The 16,313-nt window shown below is 53.0% G+C and carries 13 protein-coding genes; 4 read left to right on the top strand and 9 right to left on the bottom strand.

Translation table 11 applies throughout. From position 1 onward, the window contains the following. Positions 1 to 303: 303 nt before the first annotated feature. Genes dinB through U8T64_RS09190 form a run of 4 tightly spaced genes read left to right on the top strand, consistent with a single transcriptional unit; the run spans position 304 to position 3,956 of the window. Entirely contained in the window at positions 304 to 1,524 is a 1,221-nt protein-coding gene (gene dinB / locus U8T64_RS09205) for a DNA polymerase IV (protein WP_322183076.1), read from the top strand. Further along, a complete protein-coding gene (locus tag U8T64_RS09200; RefSeq protein WP_322183074.1) occupies positions 1,517 to 1,891 on the top strand; it encodes a RidA family protein in 375 nt (124 codons plus the stop codon). Before dinB ends, U8T64_RS09200 begins: the two co-directional genes overlap by 8 nt. A 38-nt stretch (positions 1,892 to 1,929) precedes the next feature. After that, positions 1,930 to 3,228, top strand: coding sequence for a putative DNA modification/repair radical SAM protein (locus tag U8T64_RS09195; RefSeq protein ID WP_322183072.1), 1,299 nt, complete (start codon positions 1,930 to 1,932; stop codon positions 3,226 to 3,228). Further along, a complete protein-coding gene (locus U8T64_RS09190; protein ID WP_322183070.1) occupies positions 3,207 to 3,956 on the top strand; it encodes a TIGR03915 family putative DNA repair protein in 750 nt (249 codons plus the stop codon). The genes U8T64_RS09195 and U8T64_RS09190 overlap by 22 nt, the downstream gene beginning before the upstream one ends. A gap of 509 nt (positions 3,957 to 4,465) precedes the next feature. Here U8T64_RS09190 and U8T64_RS09185 read toward each other — a convergent pair. The 9 genes from U8T64_RS09185 to U8T64_RS09145 form a co-directional block, all read right to left on the bottom strand. Then, on the bottom strand, positions 4,466 to 6,235 hold the full coding sequence (locus U8T64_RS09185; protein ID WP_322183068.1) for an ABC transporter ATP-binding protein: 1,770 nt from the start codon (positions 6,233 to 6,235) through the stop codon (positions 4,466 to 4,468). Between the two features lie 3 nt (positions 6,236 to 6,238). Beyond that, positions 6,239 to 8,023 (bottom strand): ABC transporter ATP-binding protein, encoded by a 1,785-nt coding sequence (locus U8T64_RS09180; RefSeq protein WP_322183066.1) that lies wholly within the window; start codon positions 8,021 to 8,023, stop codon positions 6,239 to 6,241. A gap of 731 nt (positions 8,024 to 8,754) precedes the next feature. Next, positions 8,755 to 9,927: an ABC transporter substrate-binding protein gene (locus tag U8T64_RS09175; protein ID WP_322183064.1), complete on the bottom strand. Its 1,173-nt coding sequence runs from the start codon at positions 9,925 to 9,927 to the stop codon at positions 8,755 to 8,757. Beyond that, entirely contained in the window at positions 9,924 to 10,742 is an 819-nt protein-coding gene (locus U8T64_RS09170; protein WP_322183062.1) for an ABC transporter permease, read from the bottom strand. The genes U8T64_RS09175 and U8T64_RS09170 overlap by 4 nt, the downstream gene beginning before the upstream one ends. Beyond that, the gene (locus U8T64_RS09165) at positions 10,739 to 11,566 is read right to left on the bottom strand and encodes an ABC transporter permease (protein WP_322183060.1); all 828 of its coding nucleotides are present in this window, start codon (positions 11,564 to 11,566) and stop codon (positions 10,739 to 10,741) included. Before U8T64_RS09165 ends, U8T64_RS09170 begins: the two co-directional genes overlap by 4 nt. After that, on the bottom strand, positions 11,563 to 12,699 hold the full coding sequence (gene potA / locus U8T64_RS09160; RefSeq protein ID WP_322183176.1) for a spermidine/putrescine ABC transporter ATP-binding protein: 1,137 nt from the start codon (positions 12,697 to 12,699) through the stop codon (positions 11,563 to 11,565). Before potA ends, U8T64_RS09165 begins: the two co-directional genes overlap by 4 nt. 951 nt (positions 12,700 to 13,650) lie before the next feature. After that, positions 13,651 to 15,207 carry a leucine-rich repeat protein gene (locus U8T64_RS09155; RefSeq protein ID WP_322183058.1) on the bottom strand — a complete coding sequence of 519 codons (1,557 nt, stop codon included), beginning with the start codon at positions 15,205 to 15,207 and terminating at the stop codon, positions 13,651 to 13,653. Between the two features lie 323 nt (positions 15,208 to 15,530). Then, positions 15,531 to 15,902, bottom strand: a complete 372-nt coding sequence (locus U8T64_RS09150) for a hypothetical protein (RefSeq protein WP_322183056.1) — start codon at positions 15,900 to 15,902, stop codon at positions 15,531 to 15,533. A 95-nt stretch (positions 15,903 to 15,997) separates the two neighbouring features. Next, positions 15,998 to 16,313, bottom strand: a 316-nt coding sequence (locus U8T64_RS09145; RefSeq protein ID WP_322183054.1) for a hypothetical protein, incomplete at its 5' end; no start/stop codon positions are given.

The raw sequence follows: 16,313 nt of genomic DNA, 5'->3' as shown, positions 1-16,313 counted from the left end.
CTTTCTTTCCTTTTGTCATTCTGAACGAAGTGAAGAATCTCGTCCTTTGCCCTTTTCCGGGATCAAGGGCGAGATTCTTTGTCACTTTGTTCCTCAGAATGACAAAAAGGGGGCTTGTCTTTCTCTAACGACTAACAACTAGTCCGCTTACCGCTCTTCTTGCTCCCGAACCGAAAACACGCCTCCGCCCGCTGCCTGAAAAATTTTATTTTTCAAAAATTCCCTCTTGACATTCCGAACGCACGTTCTATAATAGAAGTGTGGGTTGCGAACGCATGTTTGAGTTTACAGGAGGTATGGCTTGTGAAAAACGGCATTCTGCATGTGGATATGAATAATTTCTACGCCTCCGTGGAAACTCTGTACGCGCCCCAGTACCGGAATGTACCCATGGCTGTGGCCGGGGACCGGGAAAGCAGGCACGGGATCATTCTGGCAAAAAACATGCTGGCAAAGCAGTGCGGTGTAAAAACGGCGGAGCCCATCTGGCAGGCGAAAAGAAAATGCCCGGAGCTGCGGTTAGTGCCGCCCCACCACGAGCGCTATTCCCATTTTTCCCGGCTGGCGAAGGAGATCTACTGCGAGTACACCGACCTGGTGGAAAGCTTCAGCCTGGACGAATGCTGGCTGGACGTATACGGCAGCGAGCGGCTGTTCGGCGATGGAGAAGAGATCGCCCAGCAGCTTCGGCGGCGGATCAAAATGGAGCTGGGGCTTACCGTTTCCATCGGGGTCTCCTTCAACAAGGTGTTCGCCAAGCTGGGCAGCGATTACAAAAAACCGGACGCCGTTACGGTGTTCGGCAGGGACAAAATGGAATCCGTCATTTGGAAGCTGCCTTGCGAGACGCTGCTGTTTGTAGGCCCGCACACGGAAAAGACCCTGAAGAAATTTGGCATTCGCACCATAGGGGATATCGCCCGCATGGAGCTTTCCGCCATGCGGAGCATGCTGGGAAGGATCGGCGAAACTCTGTGGATCTACGCCAACGGGCTGGATCAAACGCCGGTTTGCCCCGCGGACGGCGGAGAGCCTGCAAAGTCCATCGGAAACAGCGTTACCCTGCCCCATGACATTTCTACAGAAGAGGAGATCAGGGAAACCTTTCTCTCCTTGGCGGAAACGGTGGCCTCAAGGCTTCGGGCTCACGGCGTAAAGGCCGGGGAGGTACAGATCACCGTAAAGAGCAAGGATTTTGAAGAATTCCAGCGGCAGTGCCGCATCGAGCCCGCCGTATGCGATTCCGCTTCCCTTTATCGGGCCGCTCTCGCCCTGTACCGCCGGGAAAACAAGCGCTGGGCCGTGCGGCTTTTGGGAATTCGGGCCGGAAAGCTCCTCAGCGCCCAGGAAGCACAGACCAGTCTTTTTGACAGCACAGGCGGAAACGAGCGGCTGGAGCGGCTGGAAACCACAGTGGATTCCCTGCGGGAGCGCTTCGGCAAAGGAAGCGTTTCCCGGGCGATGACGATCCGCCCTGACAAAGAGAAAAAGCGTTCTACCAAAGGAGGTCACAGACATGAGTGAGATCATCAGAAAAGAGCACAATGAGGAATGGGCCCATTCCGGCATTATCAAAGCGGGGAATTTCTGCTTTTTAGGGTATTGCGTCGGCAACATGGGAGGAACCATTGAGGAACAGATAAACGGCGCCTTTGACCAAATGGAACAGCGCCTGAGGCTTTTCGGGCTGACTCTGGAAAGCGTGGTTCAAATGGACTGCCTGTTCCGGGACGTGTGGAATATCCCTGTGATGGAGCGGGTGATCCGGGAGCGGTTTCACGGAAATTACCCTGTCCGAAAATCAATCCAGACGGAATTTGCCGCTCCCGGCGGTGGAAGAGAGGGCGCTCTGCTGTTTCAGGCGGACGCCGTCGCCTATTGCCCGGATTGAGCCTTTGCTTGCACCACACCGGAAAGAGGAACGAAACCATGGAATTACTGGAAAAGCTGGAAATTTTAACAGACGCCGCCAAATATGACGTGGCCTGCACCTCCAGCGGGGTAGACCGGCCCGGCCAGCCGGGAAAGCTGGGAAACGCGGTAAAGGCCGGGATCTGCCACAGCTTTGCCGCAGACGGCAGGTGCATTTCCCTTTTGAAGGTGCTGATGAGCAACGACTGTGCCTATGACTGCGCCTACTGCGTCAACCGCCATTCCCTCGATGGGCCCCGCGCCACCTTTACCCCGGAAGAACTGGTAAGCCTGACCATTCAGTTTTACCGCCGGAACTACATCGAGGGGCTGTTTCTCAGCTCGGCGGTGGTGAAAAACCCGGATCATACCTGCGAGCTGATGCTTACAGCCTTGAAAAAGCTGCGGGAGGAGGAAAATTTCTGGGGCTATGTACACGTGAAGGCCATTCCCGGCGCAAACCCCCGGCTCACGGAGCAGCTGGGCTTTTACGCCGACCGCATGAGCGTAAATATTGAGCTGCCCTCCCAGAAAAGCCTTTCCCTGCTGGCGCCGCAGAAAAGCAAGGAAAAAATTCTGGCCCCCATGGGGCAGATCCGGGACGGCATTCGGGAAAATACCACCGACCTGGTAAAATACCGGGCGGCCCCCAAATTTGTACCGGCGGGCCAATCCACCCAAATGATCATCGGGGCCTCCCCGGAAACAGACCGGCAGATCCTTTCCCTTACAGAGGGGCTGTATAAGAAGTACAGCCTGAAGCGGGTGTTTTTCTCCGCCTATATGCCCATGGTCAACGACCGGAACCTTCCGGCCAGAGACACGCCTCCGCCTCTGCTGCGGGAGCACCGGCTTTACCAGGCAGACTGGCTGCTGCGCTTTTACGGCTTTCAGGCCGGAGAAATTCTGGACGATGCGCACCCCGACTTCAACCCCCTGCTGGACCCCAAATGCAACTGGGCGGTAAATCATATGGAGCATTTCCCCATGGAGATCAACCGCGCCCCCTATGAAATGCTGCTGCGGGTGCCGGGCATTGGGGTAAAAAGCGCCCAGCGGATCCGCTCCGCCCGGCGCTATGCCAAGTTGGATTTCGACGCCCTGAAAAAGCTGGGCGTGGTGCTGAAGCGGGCAAAATACTTCATTGTCTGCAACGGCAAAAGCATTTCTCCCTTGCCCACCGACAACCCGGCGGTTATTGCCGGGGCCGTCAGTGAACGGGGCTTTTCCCAGAGGGATTTGGCGCCGCCGGAGCAGTTGTCGTTGTTTTCACCCAGCAAGGAGGATCATGTAAAATGTCTGACAGGTCAAATTTAGTATACCGCTACGACGGCACCTTTCCCGGCTTTCTCTGCTGTGTGGCAGAATGCTTTCAGGACAAGCGGCTTCCCCAGGGAATTCAACCTCTGGACGAGCCTCAGGAGACCCTGTTTCCTATCAAGGCCATCGATACCGTGCCGGAGCTGGCAAGCCGGGTGGAACGGTCTATTCCGAAAAAGGTCTCCCCGGAGGCCTACCACATACTTCGCAGAGCTTTTCTGACCTGCATGGAGGAAAAGGAGCTGACCATGCTCCGCTTTCTGCTGCTGGGCTACAAGCATGGCCCGAAGGTCACAAAGCTTGCCGCCAACGATCACGTACACGCCATGAACAAGGCGCTGCTGTATTTGAAAAATGAAGCTCACTATCACGTGGAATTCCTGCGCTTTTCCGACCTGGGAGAATTTCTGGCGGCGGAGATCACCCCCAATAACAACGTGCTGCCTATCATTGCCTCTCATTTCTGCGACAGATTCTCCGGAGAGAACCTGGTGATCTATGACAAAACCCACAAGCTGGGCTTTCTCTACCGCAAAAACGGAAGCCGGGAATTTTTTCAGGCGGACAGCATCGACCTGCCCCCGCCGGACGAGGAGGAGGAAAAGTACCGGGCCCTGTGGAAGCGCTTTTACAAAACCATCGCCATTGAGGGGCGCCTAAACCCCAAGCTCCGCCGGGGCAACATGCCCATGCGCTACTGGCCCAATATGACGGAGTTTCAGTAGCAGGCCTGAATTGGGAATTGGCAATGAGGAATTAAGGGCAAAGAGCAAGATTTTTCGTCAGGAAAGCTATCGCTTTCTGCGCTCCTCAGAATGACAGTGGGGAACTGTTCGATAAAGTGGAATTTAACTGACTAACGAATAGCACTAACCACTTGCCTTTCTCGCCTGTCGGCTCGGGTGCAAAGCGCAGAAAGCTATAGCTTTCTTGGCGCATTGCACCCGAGCCGACAGGCGAGAAAGCCAAGAGTGTGTGCCAAACTACAATTTTACGGTTACCCGCTGGCCTTCCTTTTGTCATTCTGAACGAAGTGAAGAATCTCGTTCTTCAGTTCTTTACTCAGACAATAAAGGACGAGATTCTTCGTCACTTCGTTCCTCAGAATGACAGGAGGGAACTGTGTGTAAAACTACAATTTATTTTGATTGAAACACCAACGCTCCCTGAACCAAATTTTGGTTCAGGGAGCGTTTTCATAGCAGAGAATTAATTTTCAAAAACCGAGTTCCTGTCAGTCCTCTACCTGGGCGGTATAGAGCTGGTAGTATTTCCCCTTCTGCTCTAAAAGCTTTTCATGGCTTCCCATTTCCGCGATGCCCTTATCGGAAATATAGAGAATGCGGTCGCAGTTTTTAATGGTGGAAAGCCGGTGGGCGATGATAAAGGAGGTGCGCCCTTTCAGCAGGGCCTGCAGGCCTTCCTGCAAAAGCCGCTCGGTTTTTGCGTCGATGGAAGAGGTGGCTTCGTCCAGCACCAAAATGCGCGGGTCGGAAAGCAGGGTACGCGCAAAGGCCACCAGCTGCTTCTGGCCCTGGGAAAGCCGGGAACCCCGTTCGTTTACCTGGGTGTAGTAGCCGTCCTCCATCTGGCTAATAAACTCATGGGCACACACCGTTTTGGCGGCGGCAATGACCTCCTCGTCTGTAGCGTCCAGCCTGCCATAGCGGATATTATCCATAATGGTGCCGGAAAAGATGAAGCTGTCCTGCAGCATGATGCCCATTTGGGAGCGCAGGGAATGCAGTGTTGCCCCCGCGATATCGTGGTCGTCCAGCAGTACTTTGCCCTCGTTGATATTGTAAAACCGGGAAAGCAGGTTGACCACGGTGGTCTTTCCCGCGCCGGTGGGGCCTACCAGGGCAATGGATTCCCCGGGAGCCACCTCCAGGTCAAAATGCTCCAGCACATTGATGGAACCGTCGTAGGAGAAGGTCACATCGTCAAACTTTACCGCACCGCTGATAGGCGGCAGCTCCACGGCATCGGGCGCGTCGTCTACCGTAACGGGTTCGTCCATCATTTCAAAGATGCGCTCCAGATAGGCCACGGCATTGATGAAGGTATTGTAAAGGTTGGAAAGGTTCAAAATCGGCTGCCAGAACCGCCAGGCGTAAGAGGCCAGGGCGATCAGCGTACCGATCTGCACCTGGGGCCCCAGCATCATCAGCCCGGTAAGGTACATGGCCCCCACCACCCAGGTAGAGATGTTGTCCACGGAAAGCCAGATCAAGTTGGAGGTATACTGCGCCTTCATCCAGGTGCGCTTGCAGTTCTGATTCAAGCGGTCATAAATTTCGGCGTTTTCCTCTTCCCGGATAAAGGCCTGGGTGATCTTCATGCCGTCCAGGCTCTCATGGAGGTAGGCGTTCAGGTTGGAATTCTTATTGGAATTGTCCTGCCAGGCCCGGCGCTGGGCGGGCTTTACCAGGAATACCACCACCGCCAGCAGCGGAACGCCAGCCATGACCACCAGCGACAGTCTAACATCACACAGCAGCATGAACACGGCGATCAGGATCAGGTTGAAGATCTCCAGCACAAAATTGATAATGCCGTTGGAAAGCGCGTCTGATACGCTGTTGATATAGTTTATCACCCTGGTCAGAATCTTGCCGTGAGGCCTGTCGTCATAGAACTGGAAGGGCAGCTTTTGCAGGTGCTCAAAGAGATCCTTGCGGATATCGTAAATGATCTCCTGCCCCACCTCGATCATGTATTTGGAGCGCACCCTGGAAAACAGGACGGAAACCAGAATCGCGCCGAGCATTACGAAGGCCAGCAGCACCAGCTCGCCGTAATCCCGATTGGGAACGGACACATTGATGCTCCGCTGAATGAGCAGCGGGCCTAACAGCGCCGCGGCGGCGGAAATAGCAGAATACAGCAGAGCCAGGATCATTTTCTTCTTGTGGCGGCCAATGTAGGAGCCCGCCCGCAGAAGGTGCTTGATATTAAACGGAGTTTCGAGGTTTTCATCCACATCAAATCTGTTTCTCGCCATCTGTTATTCCCCCTTTCCTGTTTCGAGCCCTGCTTCTTCTTCACTGCTGCCGTTTTGCAGCAGGAATACCTCCCGATAGTAGCCGGGCTTCTGAGAAAGCTCCGCATGAGTGCCGATTTCGGTAATGGCGCCGTTTTCAATGACCACTACTTTATCCGCCCGTTTGGTGGTGGAGATCCGCTGGGCCACTATAACCTTCGTACAGGGGAAATCCAGGCTTGCCAGCTGCTCCTGAATATACTTTTCCGTTTCCAGGTCCACCGCGCTGGTGGTATCGTCCAAAATCAGCACAGAAGGCCGCACTGCCAAGGCCCGCGCTAAAGCGATACGCTGCTTCTGGCCGCCGGAAAGCCCGGTGCCACGCTCGCCGATCACCGTATCAAAGCCCTCCGGCAGCTTTTCGGCAAAGTCCACATCCGCCATTTTCGCGTACCGCTTTACCTCTTCCTCCGAAAGCTTTGTATTACCATAGGCAATATTTCCGTCCACCGTATCGGAGAACAGGAATACCTCCTGGGTGGCGATACCGATGGAGGAGCGAAGGCTGCGAAGATCATACCGGTTCACCGGCACGCCGTCCAGCGTGACCTCTCCCTCGGAAACATCAGAAAACCGGGGGATCAGGCTAATGAGGGAAGTTTTCCCCGCGCCGGTGGGGCCCATGATGGCCACGGTTTCGCCGGGCTTGATGGAAAGGTCAATATTCCGCAGCACCTGGGTTCCATGGAGAGTCAGCCCCGCGTTTCGGAAGCAGATCTCTCCCTTCACCCTTTCCTTCGGCTTTACGGCGTCCTGACGACTGGCAATGGTGGATTTCGCATAGTACAGCTCAATGATCTTTCCGGCGCTGGCAAAAAACCTTTGCAGATCGTTTAAGTGCATTCCCAGCATTCGCATGGGATTTGTCAGCGTCCAGGTCAGGGCGTTAAATAGTGTAAAAGTGCCGATGGTAATGCGCCCGCTGATAAGAAAGCCGCCGCCCACCAGCAGCACGGCAATGGAAAGGGACTGAGACAGCGTGTCGATATAAGGGCTGAATTTCAGCCACATCAGGGAAGCGTTTTTGTTGGCCTCCTTATACTCCCGGTTTTTCTCATCAAAGCGCCGGATCTCATAATCCTCCCGGGCAAAGGCCTTCACTACCCGGTTTCCGGAAATATTCTCCTGGGCGGCGGTGTTCAGCCGGGAAAGCTTTTCCCGCAGCTCCACATACAAGGGGTGCACCCGCTTGGAGAAAAGGTAGGTCAAGCCAAAGATGATCGGCGTTACCGCCAGCATGCTCAAAGCAAACAGCCAATCCGTAACAAGGAATACGATAGAAGCAGTGAGGAACATAAAGGCGCAGTCGATCAGCTGGCGAATGACCCAAGCCACCATAAAGCGGATCATGTCCATATCGCCGGTAAGACGGGTCATCAGGTCACCGGTGCGGTTCCGGCTGTAAAAGGCCTGATCTTGCTCCTGCATGTTTTTGTACAGATCCCGGCGAAGTCCGTAGATCAGCTTTTGGGAACAGCCCTCATAGGTCATCACCGAGAAATAGCCAAAGCCGGTTCGGAACAGTGTAAATCCGATCAGCACCGCCACCAGCACCACAAGCTGGGATTTGATTTCCTCCGTCACCACCCCGGTGGCCTGCAAGGGATCAAACACCAGATCCATGATGCTTGCCGTGATCACCGAATTTCCCAGGGACAGCATGGAAAGCAGCACGGTGGAGCAAAGCGCGAAAATGTAGCGCTTCCGAAAGCCCTTCATTCTCGCCCAAAGCCATTTCAACTGAAACATAAAACCCCTCCTTTTTCACAAAAGGAATCATAAAATAAGGGCTTCTTTGAAAATCGCAAATATTGCTTTTCTATCCGAAAGCACCGCCTTCCGGACAAAAATTCCATATCTTCTCCATTTTCAAAGAAGCCCCGCCCATTTTGCTTTCACAAAATGTTTTCAGGCTTTGCGCATTATAGCATACGTACAGGAAAAGTAAAGGGGTTTTGCAAAATTTCTTTGTGAAAAATCAAAAAATTTGCCTTGTACGGAAAGCTGTTCGCTTCATAGGCTCTGTAAAAGCAGTGCGCCGCCCAACAAAAATGAGGAATGAGCAATGAGAAATGAGCAATTAAGGGCAAAAGATTGGTTTGATAAATTGGAATTTAACTGACTAACGAATAGCACTAACCCCTTGCCTCCCCTGAAAGGGGAGGGGGACCATGCTTTGCGTGGTGGAAGGGTTCCAGCTCGCTGGAAAATCATATAAAACCTACGTTTTACCAACTTTCCGGCAAGAACCCCTCGGTCACGGCTTCGCCGTGACCGCTCCCCTTTCAGGGGCGCCAAGAGTAGATGCTAAACTATAATCTACTATTTTGTCCTCGCCCTTATAATTGCTAATTCATCATTGCTCATTATGCCCGAAAGCTATCGCTTTCGGCGCTGCTGTGCAGCGCAGCCGTTGCAAATTTGACGTTTTGCAACGGCTGCTTCCAAGGCGTGTAAAGCAAATAAGCTTTTCAGGGGAATCAAGTCAGTTCCCGCTTCCGCTTTCTCCGCTTATAGAAAATGATAGCAAGATATACCGCTAAAAAGCCCAAAATGATCAGCACCAGCACAATCGCTTCTCCGGGGCCGCCCATTTTTACTTCCGCCCAAAGGGTGTCCGCCAGCTTACTGATGTTTTCCGGTAAATTGACAAACGCTTCCGTGTTTTTCAGGATCTCACTGTCGGGGTAATGAACGAGGCTGTTTACCATCTCCGGGTCAATGTATTCCTTGGCGGCGGTTTCCGGGGTGGAATACCCTACATAGTCCATATTGGCCCCGGCAATTTCCGGATCACAAAGGAAATTGATGTATTCCTCCGCCTCCCGCTTGTGGCTGGAGGTAACGGGAACACAGGCGGCGTCCACAAAGAAGTTTGTGCCCTCCTTCGGCACAACAAAATCGATGCTGTCGCTGTTATCCACCAGAATGGCGGCGTCTCCCGCATAATACGGGGCGATCCAGGCTTCTCCGCTTTCCATTTTGTCAAAAATCTGATCCATATAATAGCCCTGTACCAGAGGCTTCTGTTCCTTCAGCAGCGCCGCGGCCGCCTCCCATTCCTCCGGATCGGTGCTGTTGACAGACTGCTCCAGCCGGAATTGGGCAATGGCAAAGGCGTCCCGGGGGTTATCAAACATCAGGATCTTTCCCGCGTAATCCGTATCCCACAGGATATCCCAGCCGGTTACTTCCTTTTCCACATAGTCCCTGTTATAAAATATCCCCACCACGCCCCAGGTATAGGGCACGGAATGCCGGCTGCCGGGATCGTAGGCGGGGTCCCGAAACTGCTCATCGATATACTGAAAATTCGGAATATTCTCAAAATCCAGCTCCGCCAGCCTATCCTCCTGAATGAGCTTGGAGACCATATATTCCGAAGGGAAGATCACATCGTAATCCGCCCCGCCGCCTGCCAGCTTGGAATACAGGGATTCATTGCTGTCAAAGGTGGTGTAGTTCACTCGGATCCCCGTGCGCCGGGTGAATTCGGCGTTTACGTCCAGGGAGCCGTCCGTGCCGTTGGCGATATACTCGCCCCAGTTATAGACATTCAAAATCACATCGGTATCAAGCTCCTCCGCAGAGGCAGCAAAGCCGCAGTACAGCAGCAGGAGCAGGGAAAAAAAACAGGAAAAAAACTGCTTCATAAGCTTTCCTCCTTCTCCGCCGCGGGCACACCTTTGTCCTTTGACTGCCGGACATTGACCACGATGAGCAGCACCATCACCACCGCAAACAGCACGGTGGACAGGGCGTTGATTTCCGGGCTGACCCGCTTTCTGGTCATGGAGTAAATGTAAATTGGCAGCGTCTGGGTGGTGCCGCTGGTAAAATAGCTGATGACAAAATCATCGATGGACAGGGTAAAGGCCATGATCATACCGGTAACGATGCCGGGGGCAATCTCCGGCAGCACCACCTTGAAAAAGGCCCGCACCGGCGGACAGCCCAGGTCTTGAGCCGCTTCATACAAATTCGGGTTCATCTGCCGCAGCTTCGGCAGCACGGAAAGGATCACATAGGGCAGGCAGAAGGTGATATGGGCGGCGATCAGAGAAGCCATACCCAGAGACCTGCCGCCAAACAGCCCCACCGCAAAAACAAACAGCAGCATCAAGGAAACGCCGGTAACGATCTCCGGATTCACCATGGGGAAATTCGTAATGTTCATCATCACCCGCCGGGGCAGCTTTTTCATGGAATTGATACCTACTGCCGCCACTGTGCCGAGAACGGTGGCAGCAGCCGCCGCGATCACCGCGATGATCAGCGTGTTCCGGAGGGCCTCTAAAATCAAGCGATCCTCAAACAGCTTTTGATACCAGCGCAGGGAAAAACCGCTCCACACCGTGCGGCTGGAGGTTTCGGTATCATTGAAGGAAAAAACCATCAGCACCAGAATGGGCGCGTACAGGAACAGAAAGATCAGAAAGGTATAGAGCCTTGTGATCGCTTTTTTCACAGCATGACACCTCCCCCTGCGGATTCTCCATCGTCAAACTGATCCATAATGCCCATGCAGATCAAAATGATCACCATCAGCACCAGGGAAATGGCGGAGCCCAAATTGGGATTATACGCGCTTCCCAGGAACTGCATATCGATCAGGTCGCCGATCAAAAGATTTGCCCCGCCGCCCAGCATTTTGGAAATGATAAAGGTGCTGACCGCCGGCACGAACACCATGGTCACGCCGGAGATCACCCCGGGCATGCTCATGGGGACGATCACCTTGAGAAATACCTTTTTATCGCTGGCTCCCAGGTCCTGGGCCGCCTCGATCACACTGGGGTCGATCTTGGTGAGAACGGAGTACAGCGGCAGGATCATATACGGGATATAGTTATAGACCATTCCCAGCACCACCGCGCCCGCAGTGTTTATCATGTGAAGCCGGGGCAGACCCAAGCTGGTAAACAGAGCATTTATCAGCCCGTTATCCTCCAAGAGACTCATCCAGGCATAGGTGCGAAGCAGGAAATTCATCCACATGGGAAGCATGACCAGCATCACCATAACGCTTTGCCGCTTTTCGCTCATTTTGGCGATACCGTAGGCCAGCGGATAGCCCAGCAGCAAGGAGATCGCCGTTGCCACGGCCCCCAGCCAGATCGAGCGCAGAAATACATTGGAGTACTGGCCCACACTGAGAATATTTTCCAGTGTAAAGTTTCCAGACTTGTCAGTGAAAGCAAACCAAACCACCAGCAGCATGGGGATCACAATAAAAATCGTGATCCAGATGGTGTAAGGGGCGGAAAGGAGCTTGGAACCGGAGCGCTTCATTCCTCTCCCTCCTCGCTGGCGGCTTCCTCAGAGGCAGTGATATCCTCCTCCATCTCATCGCTGAAGGTGCTATAATCGCCAAAGGTGCCGGAATATTCCGATTTTGCCATAACATGGATATCATCAGGCGTCAGGGACAGGCCGATCTTGTCCCCCACCTGGCGGCAGTCTGTAGACTGGATCATCCATTTGAAACCCGCCACGTCCACAATGATCTCGTAATGAACGCCCTTAAAGGTAACGGCGGTCACTTCGCCGGTAATATGGGTGGAGGCAGCCTCCACCACATCGATATCCTCCGGGCGAATCACCACATCTACCGGCGTTTTGGTGCCGAAGCCATGATCCAGACAGGCAAATTCATGCCCGGCGAACCTTACCCGGTAGTCCTCCAGCATCACGCCGTCCAAAATATTGGATTCTCCGATAAAATCCGCCACAAAGGCGTTTTTCGGCTCGTTATAGATATCGATGGGTGTGCCGATCTGCTGGATCACGCCGCCGTCCATCACCACCACTGTATCGGACATGGAAAGGGCCTCTTCCTGATCGTGGGTGACGAAAATGAAGGTGATCCCCGTTTGCTGCTGGATCTTTTTCAGCTCTACCTGCATATCCTTGCGCAGCTTCAGGTCCAGAGCCCCCAGCGGTTCGTCCAGCAGCAGGATCTTGGGCTCGTTGGCCAAGGCCCGGGCAATGGCCACCCGCTGCTGCTGCCCTCCGGAAAGCTGGCCTACCCCTCTGTGAGCATAGCCGTTTAGGTTTACCATGGTGAGCATTTTGTGGACGGTTTCCTTTACTTCCCGCTCGCTTTTCTTCTTCAGCCGCATACCAAAGGCAATATTATCGTACACGTTCAAATGCGGGAACAAAGCGTATTTCTGGAAGATCGTATTGACCTCCCGCTTATAAGGCGGCAGGGCCGTAATATTTTTCCCACTAAAAAAGACCTCGCCTGTGTCCGGTGTGATAAAGCCTCCGATCGTTCGCAGTACGGTAGTTTTTCCGCACCCGGAGGGGCCGAGCAGCGTGACGAATTCTCCATCCCGAATATCCAGGTTAAAGTTTTTCAGCACCTGCTCGCCATCATACGAGACAGCGATGTCCTTCAAAGAAATGATCGTATCCTTCATCTTCATGCATCTCCTTTGCGGTGGCGCGTGCGCGCCGAAATCAGCTTTGCGTGTCTTCAATTATTCTTTGAGAAAAGATAACCTTTTCCGGCAGGAAAACGCAGTCTTCGTATGGAAGCTGAGCTCCTGCTGCACACAAATAACCCGGTCCGGCCGTAATTTCTGCTGACTGCCTCCCGCAAAGGATAAAATAGCGTCTTTCCCGTTTCCGCCTCAGGACGGAAAAAGGACGACCACGGCAGCAAAGCCAGACCGCTTTTATAACCTGCTCACCTCCCGAGGCAGGCCGTTTTTCAGATGCAAACGCAATGAGATAAATATACGGAATTTCACTGATTTTGTCAATCTTTTTTTGAAAATAAAATAAGCTTTCGAGAAAAAGGAAGGCTTCAAACTGTCGATAAGCTCTCCTGTCATAAAAGTAAAAGGAGGAAAAGTACGAGCGGTTGCACCGCTGGCACTCGTGAAGCTGCTTGGTGCGGGGAATTGCTTTCTGACCCGACCATTAGTAAGCAGATAAATTGGAATTTGCAGCGTAACGCTGCACCTGCTCGTGAAGCTGTTTGGTGCAGGAGACTGGTTCCCGACCCGACCGACAGCGAGGTGCTCACTTCCCATCTGTCATTCTGAACGAAGTGAAGAATCTCGTTCTTCTATTCAGGGAATGAAGGACGAGATTCTCCGCCTACGGCTCAGAATGACAGTGAGGAGGCTCTCATCTAACAACTAACATCTTACAACTAACAACTGATACGCTAAACTATAATCCGCCCGCCTTCCTCCTGTCATTGCCGAACAGAAAAGTGACAGCTGAGACCAAGAGAAATTTCTCTCTTTCATCTCAGCCTAGTGGAAAAATCCATGATTTTAGGAAAAAATAAGAGCGTGCCAAAAAGCCATTTTGACACGCTCAAGCCTCTCAAAAAACGAAGGCGTACTTTTACGGAAAAATTATTTCTGATACAGGCTTTCAAATTTTTGGAGCATGACGGCAGCCTCCGCACGGGTGGCCTTGCCCCTGGGATCCAGTGTGGCGTTTCCCTTTCCGCTCATAATCCCGCTGCCTACTACCCAGTTCATGGCGGTTCCGGCAAAATTGCTGATCCGGTCAACATCCTTAAACTGGCTGAGATCCCCCTGGGCAGAGGTATCGTAGCCTTTATGCTGAGCATAGCGGTACAGCATGGCGGCCAACTGCTCTCTGGTGATATTTGTAGAAGGAGCGAATTTTCCATCCCCCACTCCGCTGACCACCTTCGCGCTTTCTCCCCAGGCCACGGCATTGGCATAATACGCCTTTGCCGGTACATCGGTAAAGCTGGAGCTGCCTACGGCGGGGCTGCCCTCGATCCGGTACAGCAGAGAAACCAGCATGCCCCGGTTCACGGGGGCGTCCGGTGAAAAGGTGGTAGTGCTGGTTCCGGCAAAATAGCCTTTGGCATAGGCCCACTCAATATAGGCCTTGGCCCAATGGTTCTGCACGTCCCGGAAAGGCGTGGGCGGATATTCTCCCGGCCCATCGGGCGGAGCTGGATTTTCCATGGCTCCCAGCACAAAGGGGATCTTATTGGCGGAAGCAAATACCTGGGCATAGGAGCCCGCGTTCACGTAAAAGGTCAGATTTTCGCAGTCGTCAAAGGAGTCAAAGGCAATGCCATTGACCGAATCAGGCACGGAAATGGCCTTCAGGTTTTTACAGCCGTCGAATGCGCCTTCATAAATTTTCTCCACACCCTCCGGCAAAACCAGACGCTCTAAAGAAGTACAGCCGCCAAAGGCGGATTTTCCCACGTATTCCACCGCGCCGGAAAGCTCCACATTGGAAAGAGAGGAACAGCCATTAAAAAGAGCGGTGGAAAGAGCGTGCAGACGGGACGGAAGAGTAATGCTGCTCAGCGCGGCGCAACCGGCGAAAGCATAATCACCGATCGTGGTGATATTATCAGGCAGTGTGATAGACGACAAATTCTTACATTCGGAGAAGCTGTAGCTTCCCAGGCTGGTCACTCCGGAGGGAACCGTGATGGACCGCAGGGCCAGGCAGGAAGAAAAGGTATAGCTTTCAATAGAAAGCAATGTGGACGGCAGAGAAACATCTGTCAGGGCATAGCAATAGCGGAAGGCATCTTTTCCCAAACGGGTGAGGCCTTCCCCCAGCTTTACGGAACGCAGGGAGGTGCAGGCGCCGAAAGCTCTGTCTCCGATAGACTGAACGGAAGAAGGTACCGTAACAGAGGTCATTTTATCACTGCCGTAAAAGGTGCCGTCAGCGATAGAGGTTACTGGCACACCCTGAATAGAGGACGGAATGACCAGCTCTCCCGTAATGTTTACCGCGTTTTCCAAAGCGCCGGTCAACCGGTTCAGCCCCAAAAAGGCCCGGTCTCCCACCTGATAAATCAATGTGTCCGCCGCAAAGGCAGGCAGCGGCAAGGCGGAGACCAGAAGCATAAGGGCAAGCAATATAGAAAAAAATCGAACCATATTTCTTTTTTTCACAATCATCATCAAAGATCCTCCTATTTCTCAGGGGGTGAGCATTCTACAAAATTCTTTCCTGTTCCATGATACCTTGAAAAAGGGAAAATTTCAAGTTATTTTCTGTGAATTTCTCGAAGTACCGGGATCTGTGAAAAATTCCACCCCCTGAAACGCCCCATGAACACAGGAAAAACCGCTTCTTTTCCCTTTCATCGGAAATTTTTTCCAGGGAAGATTTCCAGCCTGGCCTCTGTTGCTTTTGGAAGAAGTTCCCCAGCTTGAAGCCCCTTCCCGGAAATAAAAAACGGACCGGCTCATTCAGCCAGCCCGATTCAAATGATCACAAAAAATCACACTCGTTTTGTAGAAACCGGATCTGAAAACGTCATATCAGCCCTGGGGCTGTAACGGCGCCCCGAATGCGCCGCGGCAGAACGCCCCTTCCGCAAAGAAACCAAAAACAGCGAAAAGCCCAGACCGGAAATCACAAGAACCAGCGCAAAAGCGGCCATACCGGAAACAGGAGAGGATGCTTCCTCAGGAAGCGCCGCGGACAATTCCTTTGCCGGGGGCATCTGTGTTTCCCGTACCTGCTGGGAATACCGGGCGGGAGCGGTTTCCGCCTTTGCCGCAGTCGCCATGCTGAGCGCCGCTACCGTTCCCACAGTAAGAGCCAGAACCAACACAAAGGTAAGAAGACTTTTCCATATACTTCTCCGCATCTGCTTCGCTCCCTTCGCCAAAGAAATGACACTTTCATAACAAGTGTTACAATTTGGTTACATTGTAGCACGCTTGTCTGGGAATTGCAACCAAATCACGAAATGTTCACAATATATTCATACTTTTGCGCAAGATGTAGGGGGTAAACGGCCTTGAAGCCTTCAAAAAGCACAAGGGACTGCCGTAAAATGACACATTTGAGCGTGTCGAAAAAGCTTTTCGCCACGCTCAAACCTCTTGGAAAAATCACAGATTTTTCCAAGAGGTTCTGATTAAAACGCGAGAGAGGGGTCTCGCCTGTCGGCTCGGTTGCTGTGCCCCGGTGGGGCACGCCCAGCAACGGTCTCACCTGTCGGTTCGGTCGGTGCAGAACAATGCGCCAAGAAAGCCATGGCTTTCTGCGCTTTGCA

Source organism: Neglectibacter caecimuris (assembly GCF_034335015.1).
GTDB lineage: Bacteria > Bacillota > Clostridia > Oscillospirales > Acutalibacteraceae > Acutalibacter > Acutalibacter caecimuris_A.
The sequence above is the reverse complement of the archived record's forward strand: the minus strand, read 5'-3'. Positions and strand labels throughout refer to the sequence as shown.